At 56.2% G+C, this 18,873-nt stretch carries 6 protein-coding genes and 3 pseudogenes; 6 read left to right on the top strand and 3 right to left on the bottom strand.

All coding sequences use genetic code 11. From position 1 onward, the window contains the following. Positions 1-12: 12 nt before the first annotated feature. From ID864_RS24035 to ID864_RS18510, 6 genes and pseudogenes are all read left to right on the top strand, one after another. Positions 13-1,095: pseudogene (locus ID864_RS24035) on the top strand (Ig-like domain-containing protein); the annotation flags it as partial. Further along, positions 1,081-2,019, top strand: a pseudogene (locus tag ID864_RS24030) (Ig-like domain-containing protein); the annotation flags it as partial. The pseudogenes ID864_RS24035 and ID864_RS24030, both read left to right, overlap by 15 nt. 6 nt (positions 2,020-2,025) lie before the next feature. Continuing rightward, positions 2,026-5,877: pseudogene (locus ID864_RS24025) on the top strand (beta strand repeat-containing protein); the annotation flags it as partial. Positions 5,878-5,913: 36 nt separating this feature from the next. Next, complete coding sequence (locus tag ID864_RS24020; protein ID WP_455709049.1) at positions 5,914-11,460, top strand: Ig-like domain-containing protein; 5,547 nt, start codon at positions 5,914-5,916, stop codon at positions 11,458-11,460. Positions 11,461-11,576: 116 nt separating this feature from the next. Beyond that, positions 11,577-13,814 carry a type I secretion system permease/ATPase gene (locus ID864_RS18515; protein WP_263575965.1) on the top strand — a complete coding sequence of 746 codons (2,238 nt, stop codon included), beginning with the start codon at positions 11,577-11,579 and terminating at the stop codon, positions 13,812-13,814. Beyond that, positions 13,811-15,007 carry an HlyD family type I secretion periplasmic adaptor subunit gene (locus tag ID864_RS18510; protein WP_224750527.1) on the top strand — a complete coding sequence of 399 codons (1,197 nt, stop codon included), beginning with the start codon at positions 13,811-13,813 and terminating at the stop codon, positions 15,005-15,007. Before ID864_RS18515 ends, ID864_RS18510 begins: the two co-directional genes overlap by 4 nt. Before the next feature lie 249 nt (positions 15,008-15,256). Here ID864_RS18510 and ID864_RS18505 read toward each other — a convergent pair whose 3' ends face one another. The 3 genes from ID864_RS18505 to ID864_RS18495 all read right to left on the bottom strand — a co-directional run bounded on the left by ID864_RS18505 (position 15,257) and on the right by ID864_RS18495 (position 18,820). Further along, positions 15,257-15,715 (bottom strand): hypothetical protein, encoded by a 459-nt coding sequence (locus tag ID864_RS18505; protein ID WP_191150059.1) that lies wholly within the window; start codon positions 15,713-15,715, stop codon positions 15,257-15,259. Positions 15,716-15,717: 2 nt separating this feature from the next. Next, entirely contained in the window at positions 15,718-16,572 is an 855-nt protein-coding gene (locus tag ID864_RS18500) for a transcriptional regulator (RefSeq protein ID WP_191150058.1), read from the bottom strand. Between the two features lie 1,435 nt (positions 16,573-18,007). Further along, positions 18,008-18,820, bottom strand: a complete 813-nt coding sequence (locus ID864_RS18495; RefSeq protein ID WP_191150057.1) for an MrpH family fimbial adhesin — start codon at positions 18,818-18,820, stop codon at positions 18,008-18,010. Positions 18,821-18,873: the final 53 nt, after the last annotated feature.

Below are 18,873 nucleotides of genomic sequence, written 5' to 3'. Positions count from 1 at the left end.
GCGGGGGCGGACGTGGCGATCGGCGGAACGTCCACCGCCGAAGCCGGTCAGCAGGTCACCCTGACGCTTAACGGCCAGACCTACACGGCGAGCGTGGCGGCGGACGGGACGTGGAGCACCACGCTACCGGCGGCAGATGCGGCAGGGCTGGCTGACGGAACCTATACCCTGAGCGCCAGCGTCAGCGATATCGCCGGTAACAGCAGCCGCGCCAGCGGCTCATTGCAGGTTGACGCGACCGCGCCGGAAGTGACCATCAACACCCTCGCCGGTGACGACGTCATTAACAGCACCGAACACGCGCAGGCGCTGGTGATCAGCGGCAGCAGTACGGGTACGGTGAGCGGTAACATCGTGAACGTGGTGATCGACGGCCATAGCTATAACACCGTGGTGGATGCCAGCGGCAACTGGAGCGTCGGCGTACCGGCCAGCATCATCAGCGGCCTCGCGGACGGCAGCTATAAGGTCACCGCCAGCGCGACAGACACCGCCGGTAACGTCGGTTCGGCCGGGCAAAACGTGGTGGTCAATACCGCCGCGCCGGTCTTTACCATCAACGACATGGCAGGCGGCGACAACATTCTTAACGCCACCGAAGCGCTTTCAACGCTGACCATCACCGGCACCGTGACCGGTCTGATGGATGGCGTGACGGTTATCGTTACGCTTAACGGTCTGGAGTATCAGGGCACCGTGACCGACGGCGCATGGAGCGCGGACATTCCGGCCAGCGATCTGGCGAATCTGGGCCAGGCGTTGTATCAGGTTAGCGTGCGCGGCACCGATGATGTCGGCAACAGCGGGTCAGTGAGCAAAGGGCTGCAAACTTCCTCCGACAGCCCGGCGGTGACCATCAACGTGGTGGCCGGTGATGACATCATCAACGCCACCGAAGTGAAGGCCGATCAGGCGATCGGCGGCACCGTTATCCATGCGGAAGCGGGACAGCAGGTGACCGTCACCGTGGGTGGAAAAACGTATTACGCCACCGTCGAAGATGATTTTACGTGGAGCCTGACGATCCCTGCCGCCGATCTTGCTGCCATGGGCGACGGCGCGCTGAAAGTCTCCGCAACGGTGACCAATATCAGCGGCAACACCGGATCCGGTGAGCGCGACATTGCTATTGACGCCGCGATCCCCGGCCTGCGCATCAATACCGTTGCCGGTGACGACATCGTCAACAGCATCGAGATCAATCAGAATCAGATCATCAGCGGCACCAGCAGCGGCCTGACCGCGGGCAGCAGCGTTACCGTCACGGTTAACGGCGTTGAGTACCACGCGACCGTGACCGCCAACGGCAGCTGGTCAGCGGCGGTTCCGGCAGCGGACGTTGCCAGCTGGCCTGCGGGCGCGCTGACGGTATCCGTTACCGGCACCAGTTCAGCCGGAAACAGCGTCACGATTTCAAACGATATCACCGTCGATCTCGCCAGTGTGGCGATTGCTATCGACACTGTCGCGGCCGATGACATCATTAACGCGGCGGAGAAAGCGGCGGACCTGACCCTGAGCGGCACCACGCTGAATGTCGAAGCTGGTCAGAAGGTCACGGTGATTTTCGCCGGTCATAGCTATACCGCGCAGGTAGAAACGGACGGCAGCTGGAGCGTCACCGTTCCGGCAGCGAGCATGGCGGCGCTGAAAGACGGCGACGCAACGGTGTCCGTGAGCGTGACTAACGCGGCGGGCAACGGCGCCACGGCAGCGCATACCGTGGAAGTGGATACCGCTGCGCCAACCCTGACCATCAACACCATCGCTGGTGATAACGTGCTCAACGGCGCGGAAGCGGGGGCGGACGTGGCGATCGGCGGAACCTCCACCGCCGAAGCCGGCCAGCAGGTCACCCTGACGCTTAACGGCCAGAGCTACACGGCGAGCGTGGCGGCAGACGGCACCTGGAGCACCACGATACCGGCGGCCAGTGCAGGTGCGTTGACTGACGGAACCTATACCGTGAGCGCCAGCGTCAGCGATATCGCCGGTAACCGCACCGGCGCGAATGGTTCGCTGCAGGTGGACGTGACCGCGCCAACGCTTGCCATCAACACCGTTTCTGCAGACGACATTGTCAACGCCCATGAACACCAGCAGAACCTTATCATCAGCGGTTCATCTACCGGCGTTCCGGCGGGTGGCCTGGTCACCGTGGTCATCGACGGCAGCAGCTTCACCGCTGCGGTGGATGCCAGCGGCAACTGGAGCGTCGGTGTGCCTGCCGCCGTGGTCAGCGGTCTGGCGGACGGCAGCCACACCATCACCGCCACTGTCGCCGATGCGGCGGGCAATCCGGGTACAGCCTCGCACGTGGTGATCGTAGACACCGCCGCGCCGGTGCTGACCATCAGTACCGTGGCGGCTGACGACGTGATCAACGCCATGGAAAAAGGCGAAGCCCTGACGGTGAGCGGCACCAGCAGCGGCGCGGACGGTTCCACCGTGACGCTGAACCTGAACGGCAAAGACTACTCTGCCAGCGTCAGCGGCGGCGCGTGGACGCTGAACGTTCCGGCGGCGGATGTGGCTCAGCTCGGCGAAGCGAATTACAGCCTGACCGCCTCCACCGTTGATGCCGCAGGCAACACCGGCAGCACGACGCACGGCGTACTGGTCGACAGCGCGCTGCCGTCGGTGACCCTTAGCGCGATCGCGGGCGATGACATCATCAACGCAGCCGAAGTGGCGGCAGACCAGACCCTGAGCGGGCGCGTGACTAACGCGGCGGCCGGGGACACCGTCACCGTTACGCTCGGCGGTCACACCTACCAGGCCGAAGTGCAGGCGGATCTGAGCTGGAGCGTCAGCGTTCCGGCGGCCGATTTGCAGGCGCTGGGCGACGGCGACCTGACCGTCAGCGCGAGCGTCACCAACCAGCACGGCAATACCGGCAGCGGCGATCGCCAGATCGTCATCGACGCCGGTTTGCCGGGCCTGCGCATCAATACGGTTGCCGGTGATGATATCGTCAACAGCATCGAGATTAATCAAAACCAGATCATCAGCGGCACCAGCACTGATATCGCCGCGGGCAGCAGCGTCACCGTGACCGTCAACGGCACCGATTATGCTGCCACGGTCGGCGCCAACGGCAGCTGGTCGGCGGCGGTTCCGGCGGCAGACGTAGCGAAGTGGCCTGCGGGTCAGCTGGCGATCGCCGTCAGCGGCGCGGATGCCTCCGGAAACCCGGTGACCATCACGCAAAACATCACCGTCGATCTGAGCAGCGTAGCGATCGGCGTCGATACCATTGCCAGCGACGACATCATTAACGCGGCGGAGAAAGCGGCGGATCTGACCCTGAGCGGCACCACGCTGAACGTCGAAGCCGGTCAGAAGGTGACGGTGATTTTCGCCGGTCATAGCTATACCGCGCAGGTAGAAACGGACGGCAGCTGGAGCGTTACCGTCCCGGCAGCGGACATGGCGGCGCTGAAAGAGGGCGACGCAACGGTGTCCGTGAGCGTGAGCAACGCGGCGGGCAACGGCGCCACGGCGGCAAATACGGCGCTGGTGGATGCGACAGCGCCAACGCTGACCATCAACACCATCGCCGGTAATAACGTGCTTAACGGCGCGGAAGCGGGGGCGGACGTGGCGATCGGCGGAACGTCCACCGCCGAAGCCGGTCAGCAGGTCACCCTGACGCTTAACGGCCAGACCTACACGGCGAGCGTGGCGGCAGACGGGACGTGGAGCACCACGCTACCGGCGGCCAGTGCAGGCGCGCTGGCTGACGGAACTTACACCGTGAGCGCCAGCGTCAGCGATATCGCCGGTAACCGCACCGGGGCGACCAGCGCGTTGCTGGTTGACGCGACCGCGCCGGTGGTGACCATCAACACCATCGCCGGTGACGACGTCATTAACAGCACCGAACACGCGCAGGCGCAGGTGATCAGCGGCAGCAGTACGGGTACGGTCAGCGGTAACAGCGTGAGCGTGATGATCGACGGCCATACCTATAACACCGTGGTGGATGCCAGCGGCAACTGGAGCGTCGGCGTACCGGCCAGCGCGATCGGCGGGATCTCTGACGGCACTTACACCGTGAGCGTCAGCATCACTGACAGCGCCGGTAACACCGGTTCGCAGACGCACAATGTGACCGTAGATACCGGCCTGCCGGGCCTCAGCATTGACGCTATCGCGCAGGACAACGTACTCAACGCCGTCGAAAAAGGTGCAGATCTGACGATTTCCGGCACCGGCAGCAACCTGAGTGACGGCACTCAGGTTAGCGTCACGCTGAACGGCGTCACTTACAGCGCGCAAATTGCTGCGGGCGTCTGGAGCCTGACCGTTCCGGCCAGCGCACTGGCAGCGCTTGGGGAAGCCAACTACACCGTAACAGCCAGCGCCAACAGCGATGTCGGCAACGCCATCACCGAAAGCGCTAACCTGCTGGTTGATACCTCGCTGCCTTCCGTCATCATTAATGCTGTGGCGGGCGATAACATCATCAACGCAGCCGAAGCGGCGGCAGGCCAGACCCTGAGCGGGCGCGTGAGCAACGCGGCGGCCGGGGACACCGTCACCGTTACGCTCGGCGGCCACACCTACCAGGCCAAAGTGCAGGCGGATCTGAGCTGGAGCGTCAGCGTTCCGGCGGCCGATTTGCAGGCGCTGGGCGACGGCGACCTGACCGTCAGCGCGAGCGTCACCAACCAGCACGGCAATACCGGCAGCGGCGATCGCCAGATCGGTATCGACGCCGGTTTGCCGGGCCTGCGCATCAATACGGTTGCCGGTGACGACATCGTCAACAGCATCGAGATTAATCAAAACCAGATCATCAGCGGCACCAGCTCTGATATCGCCGCGGGCAGCAGCGTCACCGTGACCGTCAACGGCACCGATTATGCTGCCACGGTCGGCGCCAACGGCAGCTGGTCGGCGGCGGTTCCGGCGGCAGACGTGGCGAAGTGGCCTGCGGGTCAGCTGGCGATCGTCGTCAGCGGCGCGGATGCCTCCGGTAACCCGGTGACCATCACGCAAAACATCACCGTCGATCTGAGCAGCGTAGCGATCAGCGTCGATACCATTGCCAGCGACGGCATCATTAACGCGGCGGAGAAAGCGGCGGATCTGACCCTGAGCGGCACCACGCAGAACGTCGAAGCCGGTCGCGATGTCAGCGTAAACTTTGCCGGTCATCAGTACACCACCCGCGTGCAGGCCGACGGCAGCTGGAGCATCACCGTTGCGGCAGCGGACATGAAGGCGCTGAAAGACGGTGACGCAACGGTGTCCGTGAGCGTGAGCAACGCGGCGGGCAACGGCGCCACGGCGGCAAACACGGCGCAAGTGGATACCGCTGCGCCAACGCTGACCATCAATACCATCGCCGGTAATAACGTGCTTAACGGCGCGGAAGCGAATGCGGACGTGGCGATCGGCGGGACCTCCACCGCCGAAGCTGGTCAGCAGGTCACCCTGACGCTTAACGGCCAGACCTACACGGCGAGCGTGGCGGCAGACGGGACGTGGAGCACCACGCTACCGGCGGCGAGTGCAGGCGCGTTGGCTGACGGAACTTACACCGTGAGCGCCAGCGTCAGCGATATCGCCGGTAACAGCAGCCGCGCCACCGGCTCCTTGCTGGTTGACGTGACCGCGCCGGTGGTAACCATCAATACCGTCGCCGGTGACGATGTGCTGAATACCGCTGAACATGCGCAGGCGCAGGTGATCACCGGTGGCAGCACCGGCACGCAGGCAGGCAATCTGGTGACGCTGGTGATCGACGGCCATACCTACACCACCGTGGTTGACGCCCGCGGCAACTGGAGCATCGGCGTTCCGGCCAGCGCTATCAGCGCATTGGCTTCCGGTGACACGACATTTACGGTCAGCATCACCGATAACGCGGGCAACACCGGCAGCACCGACCATCTGATCACCGTCATGACTGATGCCCTCAGCCTGAGCATCGATACCATTGCGCAGGACGACATTATCAATGCGGCGGAAAAGGGCAACAGCCTGACGCTGTCCGGCAGCAGCGAAAAACTGGTGTCCGGAACAGAGGTGGTCGTCGTGCTGAACGGCAAAACCTACACTGTGCAGGTGGATGTCAAAGGTGACTGGACGCTAAGCATACCGGCGAGCGATGTGGCGAAACTGACTGACGGTTATTACACCGTAACAGCCAGCGCCAGCGATACGGCAGGCAACCCGGTCAGCGCCACGCATGACGTGACGGTTGATACCACCGCACCGGCGCTGCTGATCAACCCGATCGCCGCGGACGGGATCCTGAATGCAGCGGAGCTGGGTCAGGCGTTAACCCTGAGCGGCACCACGACGGCGCAGGCGGGGCAAACGGTGCACGTGACGCTGAACAGCGTCACTTATACCACGCAGGTGAGCGCCGACGGCCTCTGGTCGGTGCAGGTTCCGCAAAATGACGTTGCGGCCCTGCAGGACGGCACGCTGACGGTCACCGCCAGCACCAGCGACGTGGCCGGGAACCCGGCGTCGGCGAATGCGTCGGTGATTGTCGATAGCCTCGCGCCGACCCTGACCATCAACACCATTGCCGGTGATGACATCATCAACTCCGCCGAGCAGCATGCCGGTCAGGCGATCGGCGGGACAACCAGCGCGGAAGCCGGTCAGACGGTGACCGTCACATTTAATCACCGTGAGTATCACGCTACGGTGGCCTCTGACGGCACCTGGAGTGTGACCGTTCCGGCGGCGGATTTCCTCGGCGCGGCGGACGGCAGCTATACCGTCAGCGCATCCGTCAGTGATGTGGCGGGCAACCCGGTGTCGGCAGCATCGTCCGTTACCCTGAGCGGTGAGATGCCAACCATAAGCATCAACACCTTCGCGCAGGACGACGTGGTGAACGCCGCCGAGCACGGCACTTCGCTCGCTATCAGCGGCACCACCACCGCACCGGCGAACAGCCTCGTCACCGTGACGCTCAACGGGCAGACGTACACCACTTCGGTCGCGGCGGATCTGAGCTGGACGCTCAACCTCAGCGCCAACGCGGTGTCAGCGCTGGCGGATGGCAATAACTACGCAATCACCGCTTCCGTCACCAACAGTATCGGCAACACCGGCAGCGACATCCACGAGATTGCCGTGGATACCACGGCGCCGTCGATGACCATCACCATTGATTCGCTGAGTGAAGACACCGGGCGCAGCAATACGGACTTTGTCACCAGCGACAACACCATCACGCTGAAAGGCGGGCTGAGTGCGGCGCTGGGCAATGCCGAGTCGGCGCAAATCAGCCTCGACGGCGGCATCAGCTGGCAGACGCTCACCGTGGTGGGCACCACGTGGAGTTATGCCCCGGGCAGCGCGCTGGCGGACGGGTCATACACCTATAACGTCCGGGTGATTGATGCGGCGGGGAACGTCGGTTCGACGGCGACGAAAACGGTGGTTATTGACACCGTAGCGCCAACGGCCAGCCAGTCGATCACTATCGATGCGGTTTCGCAGGATACCGGCCTGAGCAGTACTGATTTCATCACCAGCGATAACACCATCAACCTGCGCGGCACGCTGGGCGCGGCGCTGAATGCGGATGAATATGCGCAGATCAGCATCGACGGCGGCACCACCTGGAAAGATGTCAATATCAGTGGCCTGACGTGGACCTATATCGACAGCCGCACGCTGGCCGATGGCGACTACAACTATCAGATGCGCGTGGTAGATCTGGCCGGTAACGTCGGCGCAACCGCCAGTCAGGTGGTGACCATCGACACCGTCGCCCCGGACAGCAGTAAAACCATCAGCATTGATGCTGTCAGCAACGACACCGGTCTGAGCAGCAGCGATTTCGTCACCAGCGACACTTCGCTGACCGTGAGCGGCACGCTCGGCGCGACGCTGGCGGCGGATGAATATGCGCAGATCAGCCTTGATGGGGGGGTGACGTGGCTCAACACGACCACCATTGGCACGCGCTGGAGGTACGTTGATGACCGCACGCTGACCGATGGGGATTACACCTACTATGTTCGCGTGGTAGATGCCGCCGGTAACGTGGGCAGCATCTCCAGTCAGGTTGTCACCGTGGATACCGTGGCGCCGGACAGCAGCAAAACTGTGACCATCGACAGCATCGCCACCGACACCGGTGTGTCTGCCAGCGATTTCATCACCAGTGATACCTCGCTGACGGTGACCGGTTCTATCGGACAGGCGCTGGGCGCGGGCGAAGTGGTGCAGATCAGCATTGATAACGGCGCGAGCTGGACGACCGTTGCGCTCTCCGGCCTGAAGTGGAGCTATAGCGATGGTCGCACGCTGACCGACGGGCAAACGCTGTATCAGGTACGCGTGGTCGATCAGGCCGGTAACGTCGGCCAGACCGCGCAGCAGGTGGTGACGATTGACACCACTGCGCCATCGCAAGCCATCACCATTGGCGCGATCGGCACCGATACCGGTGATAACAGCCATGATTTCATCACCAGCGATACCACGCTGACGTTCTCCGGCAACCTGAGTGCAACGCTTGCGAGCGATGAATGGGCGCAGATCAGCCTCGATGGCGGTCAGACATGGATTGACGTCGTCACTCGCGGACGCACCTGGAGCTATGACGCGACCGGTACCGCACTCGGCGATGGCGTTTACAACGTGCAGGTGCGGGTGATCGATCTGGCGGGTAACACCGGGGCGGTCGGTTCTCAGCTGGTGACGGTTGATACGCTGAACCCGGAAGCGCAGGCGACTATCGCCAGCTATTCCGACAATAAGGGAGACCGTCAGGGATCGTTCGGTTCCGGCACCCACACCGACGAAACCGCGCCGACGCTGAGCGGCACGCTGAGCAAAGCGCTGGCCGACGGCGAAGTGCTGAAGATCTACCGCAACGGGGTGTACGTTGGCGTCGCGACGGTGGTGGGCCTGGCGTGGACCTTCTCGGACTCCGCGCTGGCGGACGGGACCTATATTTACGTCGCGACCTCGCAGGATCTGGCGGGCAACGTCACATCGTCGTCAGACTTCACCCTGACGGTCGATACCTCGATTCCGACCACGATTGCCACCGTGACCGGTGAATCGACCCAGGATACGACACCGATCATCAGCGGTACGCTATCTGAAGCGTTGGGTGAGGGGATGTATGTACAGGTGGTGGTAAACGGCGTCACCTATACCTCGGAATCCGGCGGTGCGGTGGTGGTCGATCCGATCAACAACACCTGGTATTTGCAGCTGCCGGGTTCTCTGGCGCTGGCGACGTATGACGTGACTGCACAGGTCAGAAGCAGCGCGGGCAACGGTAACGAGGCGGGGATCAGCCACGGTTCTCTGGTGGTTTATGCCGAAACGGCGGTGGACACCAGCTGGGCGAGCACCGCTGGGGCAACCACCACCAATGCGATGGCATTCAGCCTGAACAGCAGTGGCTTGTGGAACGTGGTCACCGGTATCTCTGATTACACCAGCTCTGGTCTGAACAGCTATACCGGCACCACGCTGACCAACTCCCGCGGCAACATCGTGGTGAGTTACACGCTGGCGGATACCGACCGTAATGGCACCTCAGACATTTATGCGACGGAAACCAACTACGGCGGCAGTATCCAGGGCAAATGGACGGCGAACACTGATGGCACTTATACCTACGGTCAGCAGGCTATCGGCACAACCATCTGGTACGGCGGGATCATGGCTTATGACAAAACCGGTGATGGCTGGCTGGACATGGCATACGGCGATGCAGGCGGCGACTCCCGCAGCTATCTGGTCAATAACAACGGCGTGCTGTCGCCAGATGGTACGTACGGAGCGGCTGGTCTTGCCGGGGTCACCTACCGGGAAATTTCCGGCGTGGACATTAACAATGACGGTACGGTCGACATTGTGCAGCATACCAACCGCAGCGGTGCCTATGCGCTGACGGTGATCAACAACAGTGGCACAGGCGCGCTGACGGAAACGCAGAACATCGCCAACGTCTTTGTGCCGAATGCCGCGAACACCACCACGGCCGTCTCAATGACCTGGGCGGATTTCAACGGCGACGGCCTGATGGATTTGTACATTTCCTCCGGTCTGAACCCTAACGGCAGCTACAACTATGGCGGTGCGATTTACTACAACAGCGGGCAGGGAACCTTGCTGACCACGCCAACCGCGGTTGAAACATCGACCACCAATACTGCGTCCGCCGGTTATCTGTCCGCTGCCGTGGACTGGGACGGCGACGGTGACATGGACATCATCAAGTTCAGCACCTATTCGGCCAGCCAGACCGCCCAACTGTATGTTAACGACGGTACCGGCAAAGGCTGGAGCAGCAGCACGCTTGCTTCCTCACTGGTCAACGTGACGGGGATTGCCACCCTCGATTACGACTGGAACGGTACGCAGGATCTGCTGGTGTCGCAGGCAAACGGCAAAGTGGTGTACATCGCCAACAATGCCAGCATTGCGGACGGCACGGCTCTTCACCTGCGCATTCTCGACGGCGAAGGCATGAACGTGTTCTACGGCAATACCGTGCAGCTCTACAACTCCGCCGGTGAACGGGTGGCGTCGCAGATCATCAACGCCCAGTCGGGCGTCGGCGTCAACGACTCCTCGGCGCTGGTGAACTTCTACGGTCTGGATCCGAATGAAACCTATTCGGCGGTGCTGGTGCGCAACATCAACGGCGTGTCCACCGATGCCACCTGGACAGACCTGAGCGCAGGCGACGGCACCAGCAGCTATTCGCTCACCGCAGACGCGGCGAACGGCGGGACCAGCGGCACCCTCACCGGCACCGGCTATAACGACACATTTATCGCTGAAAGCGGCACCTACGTTTACAACGGTGGCGGCGGCTGGAGCAGCTCGTCAGACCATGCGACATGGAGCGCCACCGGCGGTCAGGATATCGTCGATTTTAAAAACGCCACCAGCGGGGTCACGGTAGATCTCAGCAGCAGCAGCGCACAGAACACCGGATTCAACACGGCGACCTTCAAGGATATCGAGGGGATTGCCGGGTCGAATTACGACGATGTTATCACCGGCAGCGCAGGTAATAACGTGTTCGAAGGGCGCGGTGGTAATGACACCTTCAACCTGGGTAAAGGTGGGCACGACACGCTGCTGTACAAGTTGCTGGACAGCAGCGATGCCACCGGCGGCAACGGTGTCGACACCATCAACGGCTTCAAGGTTGGGACCTGGGAAGGGACGGCGAATACCGACCGTCTTGATCTGAGTGACCTGTTGCAGTCGAGCGGGTACAGCGGTACGGCGGACGCCAGCTACGTTAACGGCGTCGCGACGCTGGGTTCAGGCGTTGGCAATCTGGCGAATTACCTGAGCGTAACCACCGAAGGTAACAACACGGTGATTAAGGTTGATCTGGATGGCAGCGGCACGGCGCAGTCGATGACGACCATCGCGACGCTGACCAACGTCCATACCGATCTGGCGACGCTGCTGGCAAACCATCAATTAGTGGTTGGCTAATTAACGGTAAATGGAAGGCGGCGGGGCAGAGGGCACAGTCTCTGCTCCGCTGCTCCCGCTCCATAATCATGTTCTGGAATGAACGTGAAGGAACAGTGAATTAGGGAACAATGCAGATGAATAAAGAGACCATGTCAGATAAAAGCAGTAGCGCACCCGATGCAGCGGTCGTCGACGGTCGCGCCGCGCAGGCGGAGAAACAAAAGGGGTATGCGGCGTGGCTGAGCGCCATGCTGGATGTTGCACGGCACTATCGTCTGGATTACTCAGAAGAGCATGTGAAAGCCACCCTCGCCTGGGAGATGGGCGCACCGCAGGAGAGCGTGCTCGATGAGATGGCGCAAAAGCTCGGACTGGCACGTGTGACCCGCGATTTTCATCCGGCGGATCTCGACCCGATGTCGGTGCCGTTTATCGTTGCGCTGGATAATGGCCGACTGGGCGTGGTGACGCATATGGACGCCAGCGGCCAATGCGCCGTGCAATTTACCGAAGATCAGGGGCTGGAAACGCCGCTGACGGCTGAACAACTGTTAGCGCGGGTGCAGAGCATCACGCTGCTGCGACCGCTGCAAACCATTCCCGATGCGCGCGTTGATAACTACATCAAGCCCTACAAAAGAAACTGGTTCTGGGAGCTGGCGCTGAAAGACTGGCGCCGCTACAGCGACATCATGGTGGCAGCGATGATCGCCAACGTGCTGGCGCTCGCGGGCATGTTGTTCTCCATGCAGGTTTACGACCGCGTGGTTCCGTCGCAGTCCATCCCCACGCTGTGGGTGCTATTTGGCGGTGTGATGATCGCCATTGTTTTCGAATTCGTGATGCGCATGGTCCGCGTCCATATTTCTGATGTGGTAGGGAAACGCGCCGATCTGCGCATATCCGACCGGGTGTTTGGCCGCGCGCTGCGCATTAAAAACAGTGCCCGTTCCAAATCCACCGGCTCCTTTATTTCGCAAATCCGTGAACTGGAATCGGTGCGCGAGTTAATCACCTCCACTACCATCAGCGTGATTTCCGATCTGCCGTTTTTCCTGCTGTTCACGGTCATTCTGTGGATGATTGGCGGTCCGCTGGTGTTTGTGGTGCTGCTGGCCATTCCGCTGTTGCTGATCCCCGGTCTGCTTATCCAAAAACCCCTGGCGAAGCTCGCCAGCGAAGGGATGCGCGAATCCGCGGTGCGAAACGCCTCGCTGGTGGAAGCGGTGGAATCCCTTGAAGACATCAAACTGATGCGCGCCGAACAGCGTTTCCAGAACCAGTGGAACCACTGTAACGAAGTCTCCGCCGATATCAGTATGCGTCAGCGTTTTCTCACCAGCCTGCTGATGACCTGGACGCAGGAAGTGCAGTCGATTGTGTATGCCATTGTGCTGCTGGTGGGGTGTTATCTGGTGATGAACGGCGACATGACCACCGGTGCGCTGGTCGGAACCACCATTCTGGCCTCGCGCACTATCGCGCCGCTGGCGCAGATCTCCGGCGTGCTTTCCCGCTGGCAGCAGGCCAAAGTTGCCCGTAAAGGGCTGGATGAACTGATGCAACGGCCTATCGATCGGGAAGATGGCCAGAAAATGGTCCACAAGGCACAAATCGCCGGTGAGTATCAGCTCAATGACGCGGTGTTCTATTACGACGAAGAAGAGAAAGTCGCCAATCTGGCCATCGCCCGCCTGAAAATCGCGCCGGGCGAGAAGATTGCCGTACTGGGCAAAAACGGCGCGGGGAAATCCACGCTGTTGCAGGTGCTGGCCGGGATGCAGCAGGTTCAGCAAGGGCAGGTGGTGCTGGATAACGTCAACATCAAACAGATCGATCCGGCAGATTTACGCCGCGACGTGGCGCTGCATAACCAGCACGCCCGGCTGTTCTTTGGCTCGGTGCGTGACAACATTACCATGGGCCGCCCGCAGGCTACCGATGAAGAGATCCATCAGGCGCTGATCATCAGCGGCGCGCTGCCCTTTGTGCAGCAAAAAGAGAACGGTCTGAACTTCCTGATCCACGAAGGCGGCGTCGGGCTTTCCGGCGGTCAGCGCCAGGCACTGCTGCTGGCGCGGCATATCATCATGCAGCCGCAGGTATTACTGCTGGATGAACCCACCGCCTGGCTGGATGAAATCTCCGAGGCGAACCTGATACATCACCTGTCGGCGTGGGGGAAAAACAAAACCCTGGTGATCGCTACGCACCGTCTGGCGCTGTTGCAGCTGGTCGATCGCATCGTCGTGATGGATAACGGCCGTATCACGCTCGATGGCAGCAAAGATGAGATCCTGAATAAACATTTCAGGCCAAAAGGACAGCCCGCTCAGGCCGTTAAACCAGCGAATAAGGACAGGGCATCATGATCGGACGCAAAAAAGCGATAAATGGACAAAAACAGTATCACCGGCCGCTGGCGGAAAAATCCCTGCCGCGCTCGACCGTTCTGGTCTGGAGCCTGGCGCTGATGTTGCTGAGTTTTGTGCTGTGGGCGAACTTTTATACGCTGGACGAAGTGACCACCGGCACTGGCAAAGTCATTCCCTCTTCGCACGAACAGATCGTGCAGTCGCTGGAGGGCGGGATTGTCCACAGCATCAACGTGCAGGAGGGTGAAGTGGTGGAGCGCGGCCAGCGTCTGGCGCAGCTAGACCGCACTAAAACCGAGTCCGGCGTACAGGAGAGTCTGTCCCGTCTGCACGCGGCGCTGGCGACGGCGGCGCGTCTGACCGCTCAAATCAACGATACCCCGCTGGTGTTTCCACCAGAGCTGAACAACGAGCCGGATCTGGTGAAATCGGAAACTGAGCTGTACAACTCCAGCCGCAACAGCCTCGAGAAGCAGCTTTCTGGCCTGAAACAGGGGGTGGCACTGATCCGGCGCGAGCTTGCGATGACCAAACCGCTGGTCAAACAGGGCGCGGCGAGCGATGTCGAAGTACTGCGGCTGCAACGGCAGATTAACGAAATGGAAAGCAAGGCGACCGATCTGGAAACGCAGTATCACGTCCGCGCGGGTGAGGAGCTGGCGAAAGCCAATGCGGAGATCGAGACTCAGCGTTCGGTGATTTTAGGCCGCAAAGACTCCCTCAACCGACTGGACTTCTTCTCGCCGGTGAAAGGCATTGTAAAGAATATCGAGGTTAACACCGTCGGTGGCGTGATCCCGCCTAACGGCATGTTGATGACGCTGGTGCCGATTGACGACCAGATGCTGGTGGAAGCGCAAATTTCCCCGCGCGACGTGGCGTTTATTCATCCGGGCCAGAAAGCCAAAGTCAAAATCACTGCCTACGACTACTCGATCTACGGCAGTTTAGACGGCGAAGTGACGACAATTTCACCGGACACCATTCAGGATGATGTGCGCCGCGACGTCTACTACTACCGCGTAAAGATCAAAACCAATGCAAATTACCTGGAAAATAAGCACCACGAGAAGTTTTATATCTTCCCCGGTATGATCGCCACGGTAGACATCAAAACCGGAAATAAAAGCATCCTCGATTACCTGCTTAAGCCGCTGAATAAAATGAACGAAGCATTGCGTGAGCGTTGAGAAATAAAAGTGTGCATAATTTAATTCGAAAAAATTTAAGCTCACCCAGAGGCGTGAAGCGGTATCTTAACAGCTAAACGCATATCGCATCGGCCTGCCTCGCAGTTGCTGTTGAAGGGTGAAGAATCGAGCAGTATACCCCTTTCTTAGTTTTAATGATGAAAGGGGCTTACATTCAATGGAGTGCCAACATATCGAGTTGGCACATAAGAATAAAGTCGTGAGATGAGCCACATTGATACGTAAGCATCAGTGAGAACAGATATAGGTTATAGCACCTCTGTCCTTAACGACTATATCCCCCTCAGGTGATGTATAAAAGGAAAGGTAGTAGGTTGCATCTTTACTTAACATCTCACGAAAAATCATATTATCTGGAGTGGTATCATTGTATTTTTTTATTGCTGATCCATAAACAATGACATTGATTTTATTGCCATGAATCTTAAAGGGAAAATCTGAATTCAGAGCATATTCTCTATTTCTTCCTACCACTGTACCACGATATGTTGATAGCCCTGTTCCATTGCTAAAAATAAACCCATTAAATGATGCGTAAATGTTATTGCCATCTGGATAAGATAAGGTTAATTCGGATGAACACGTATAAACCAGGTTTTTACTTTTAAAATAAAAGTAATTAATTAAAATGCCAAGCAGCAGTGTTAATATCAATACAGCGTAAAAAAATTTATTTGATTTTAACATATTTATCCAGCCAGAGACTTAATAGTCTCACATTTGTTTTTACCGGGAGATCGTGAGCAAACGCCAAGCGTATACTCATTAATTTTTCCTGAGCGAATGAAGTTATCCTGAAAATAGATGCTTTTTTTCTCGCTGCCGCAATCAACGTGATTATCATTAAGATTTTTAAGCGCTTTTTCTTTCAAGAGTGTTAAATTGTAGCCTACGCTACTGTTGATGATATAGATTCGGCATGAACGATAATCGAATACGTCATACTGAACTAAGGGCGAGAAACCCAATTTTTTGTTGAGCTGATAGTAGAAAATTGTCATGCTCAACACCATAATTAACAGTGGGAGAATCCATCGGTAAAGATAATTTTTATTTTCCGCGCTTAATGTGATTGTTTCAATGTCTGACCCGAATTTATCTTCGGGTGGATTATCTATGTTCGGATCAGAGAAGGTGTCATTTGATGAAGGAACCTCTGGGGTAACCTTTGAAAGTTCTTCTGAAAATAAAGGCTTGAGTTTTGTTTCAGAAGCATCAAATATATCAATGTCAGCAACGAGCTTAATTCCTACTTTAGGGATCGTAATGATTACAGTTTTATTGCACCCTAGTATCTCAAATGTTTTTCTTATTTCACTCACGGCCATATACAGGTTATTGTAAGATGTTTTAAATCCGTAATCCTCCCATACTTTCTGCAGGAGAACATCACGGCTTACCACTTCATTTGCATTCCTGACCATCTCGACAAGCAAACGTGATGCTGCGTTAGATATAAGTATGCCGTTTTTACCATCAGGGATTAACGACAATTCATTTGTTTCAGGCGTAAACTTAATGCCTTTGTTCAGAATAAAGTACATGGTAACTCCACTAATTTCTTACTAAGCCAACTGACAATCCTGTTCTCAGCTCTTTTATCAGCAGGTGCCAGCAAAATGGCACCTTTTAGAAGCATTAATTTTATCTTTAAATTTCCATAGAATCACTACTCGCGCAGTGAAAATCCTTTATAAAGACAGAAATGCAATATAATATTCTTTATTATAACACATGTTATCATACAAGTTGTTGTAACACCCCCCCTCGAGCACAATTATCTCACCGTGAAGAGAGGAGAAGGTCATGGATGTGCACTAAAATTAAGAAGCGCGTCTGGCTAGATTAAATTAGCATGCAGTGGTTTTATTTTCAGTGCGCTAAATTAAGTATAGTCATTAATATTTCTAATGCTTTTATGCTGATTATATTATTAACAGTAAGGATGAATCACGAAAATTAAAGGAGTCGCTCTCTATGTATGAAACGAATGAGATAAAAATATGGCCAGATTCAAATTGTTATCTTCGTAAAGGAATTGAATGCATTGCTCGGATGTGTACTAATGTCGATATAAAGCAAGATTATTTATTTATTGATTTTTCAGCACCTAACCTACGTTTATTCACCAACAATGAGTGGATTGATCGCCTAAGAACAAGCGGCCTGAAGATAATCCTTATCTGTGACAGTATTATGGAGCCTTTAGCAGAGTATTGGGTGCTGCGGGATAAGCGCATATATACTGCTATTTATACAGATTGTAATATAAGCAAAGTGTTGGAAATACTAACATTGTCTGCCTATTGTTCGCATACGTCCTATATGCGAAAAATTAAAAGACTGAACAGGGAGGAGGTCTTCCATATTGATTTATCATTGCGAGGCCACTCACCAATCCAGATATCGCAGATTCTAAAGCTGACTGTCAAAAAGGTCTATAATATAAAACAGGCAATAAATCGAAAGCTGAGAAAGGATATCGGTAAAATTATGCTTAATCAATAACTGGCCATGTGGGAGGGTACCAATTATATTCCATAGATTGTATCATCAAAATTTCCGATATCACAATAAAGAGGCTTTATACCGTTCGTTTAAGTCTGTACTTTATGTGTAATTATCGATAGCCAGAGAACCAGTGGATTAGAACTAACCCCGGCCGGGTTGCTGTATATTAACAGACGCTATCATATTGGTTTTATAAAAATAGGATTTACTGGCGGGTGCTATTTTACAAGCTGGAAAGGGGTAGGGGAAATGTAACAGCCTGTGGGTAAATTAACGGAAGCCAATCGCGCTACTGTGATATGTCAGGAAAATTAGATGCCGGAGCGAATAGATATAACCTGCCGCAGGGAGTCGGTCGGGTATCTGACGAGCTGAGTGCAGCAGGTTAACGACTGTTTTTACGCTTTTTTAAAAGGTCTACAAGGTAATAGTTTAAGTCTGTACATTAAAATAAAGGTGTTTAATACATTATAATATTGTGAGAAGGGCTACGGCTGAACCTGAAAAATCCCCGGGTGATACCTCACCATTAGTAACGAGAGTTGACGAAAATTGCACATTTATCCCTCCAGGTCCAGGGACTGATAGCGTAACACCGCTCACTCCATTAACGCCATTTACTTTTAGCTGAGAATTGAGACTTCCATCGGAGCGTAATTTCACTACATCACCGCCCTGATTAGCTATAACTATTATTTTTACCGATGCAGCCCGAGTGCAGTGCACGAGTGAATTTATGAATTTTGTGTTTCCATTGAGTGAATTATTGCTTAAAACTCCATGAGCCAGATTTATAGAACCATCAATATCACATGATAATGGCGGAATTGGAGGAACAACAGGCGGAGGGTTCATTGTCCCAGTACATGAGTTACCCATGTATGCAGCACCAGCAATATCACTTGAGATATATAAATTTATGCATCTCGGTTTGATAGAATTAATAGTTATCCAGTTATAAATAACACCACTTCTTGGCATATATTTAGCATTCCAGGCCTGGGCTACAGCTGAGAAAGTTTGACTCCCTCTCAAAGAGACATAATCTTTCCACTGTACATCTTGAAATGGAGAAGAAGACAGTCCCATCTGAACAAAGCACTTTCCCCCTAAGATTCCGCAATTCATATCTTTATTGCCTCCGGGTGAATAAGTTGCAGATGTAATTGTGTAATGTAGATCATCTCCCTGTAACTCCCAGTCAACTGCTACATTCGCTTTTGCGAGATGAAAATATAGAGTAGCGATTCCCAAAATTATAAAATAGGTTATTTTTTTCATTTTTTAAAATGTCTCCGCATAGCAGCTAAATCAATTCGATGATTGCAGTTTAA

The sequence above is a fragment of the Erwinia aphidicola genome (assembly GCF_014773485.1).
Taxonomy (GTDB): domain Bacteria; phylum Pseudomonadota; class Gammaproteobacteria; order Enterobacterales; family Enterobacteriaceae; genus Erwinia; species Erwinia aphidicola.
The sequence above is the reverse complement of the archived record's forward strand: the minus strand, read 5'-3'. Positions and strand labels throughout refer to the sequence as shown.

Coding starts and splice junctions, on each gene's coding strand:
- ID864_RS24020 (WP_455709049.1), top strand. CDS start 5,914: ATGACTGATGCCCTCAGCCTGAGCATCGATACCATTGCGCAGGACGAC.
- ID864_RS18515 (WP_263575965.1), top strand. CDS start 11,577: ATGAATAAAGAGACCATGTCAGATAAAAGCAGTAGCGCACCCGATGCA.
- ID864_RS18510 (WP_224750527.1), top strand. CDS start 13,811: ATGATCGGACGCAAAAAAGCGATAAATGGACAAAAACAGTATCACCGG.
- ID864_RS18505 (WP_191150059.1), bottom strand. CDS start 15,715: ATGTTAAAATCAAATAAATTTTTTTACGCTGTATTGATATTAACACTG.
- ID864_RS18500 (WP_191150058.1), bottom strand. CDS start 16,572: ATGTACTTTATTCTGAACAAAGGCATTAAGTTTACGCCTGAAACAAAT.
- ID864_RS18495 (WP_191150057.1), bottom strand. CDS start 18,820: ATGAAAAAAATAACCTATTTTATAATTTTGGGAATCGCTACTCTATAT.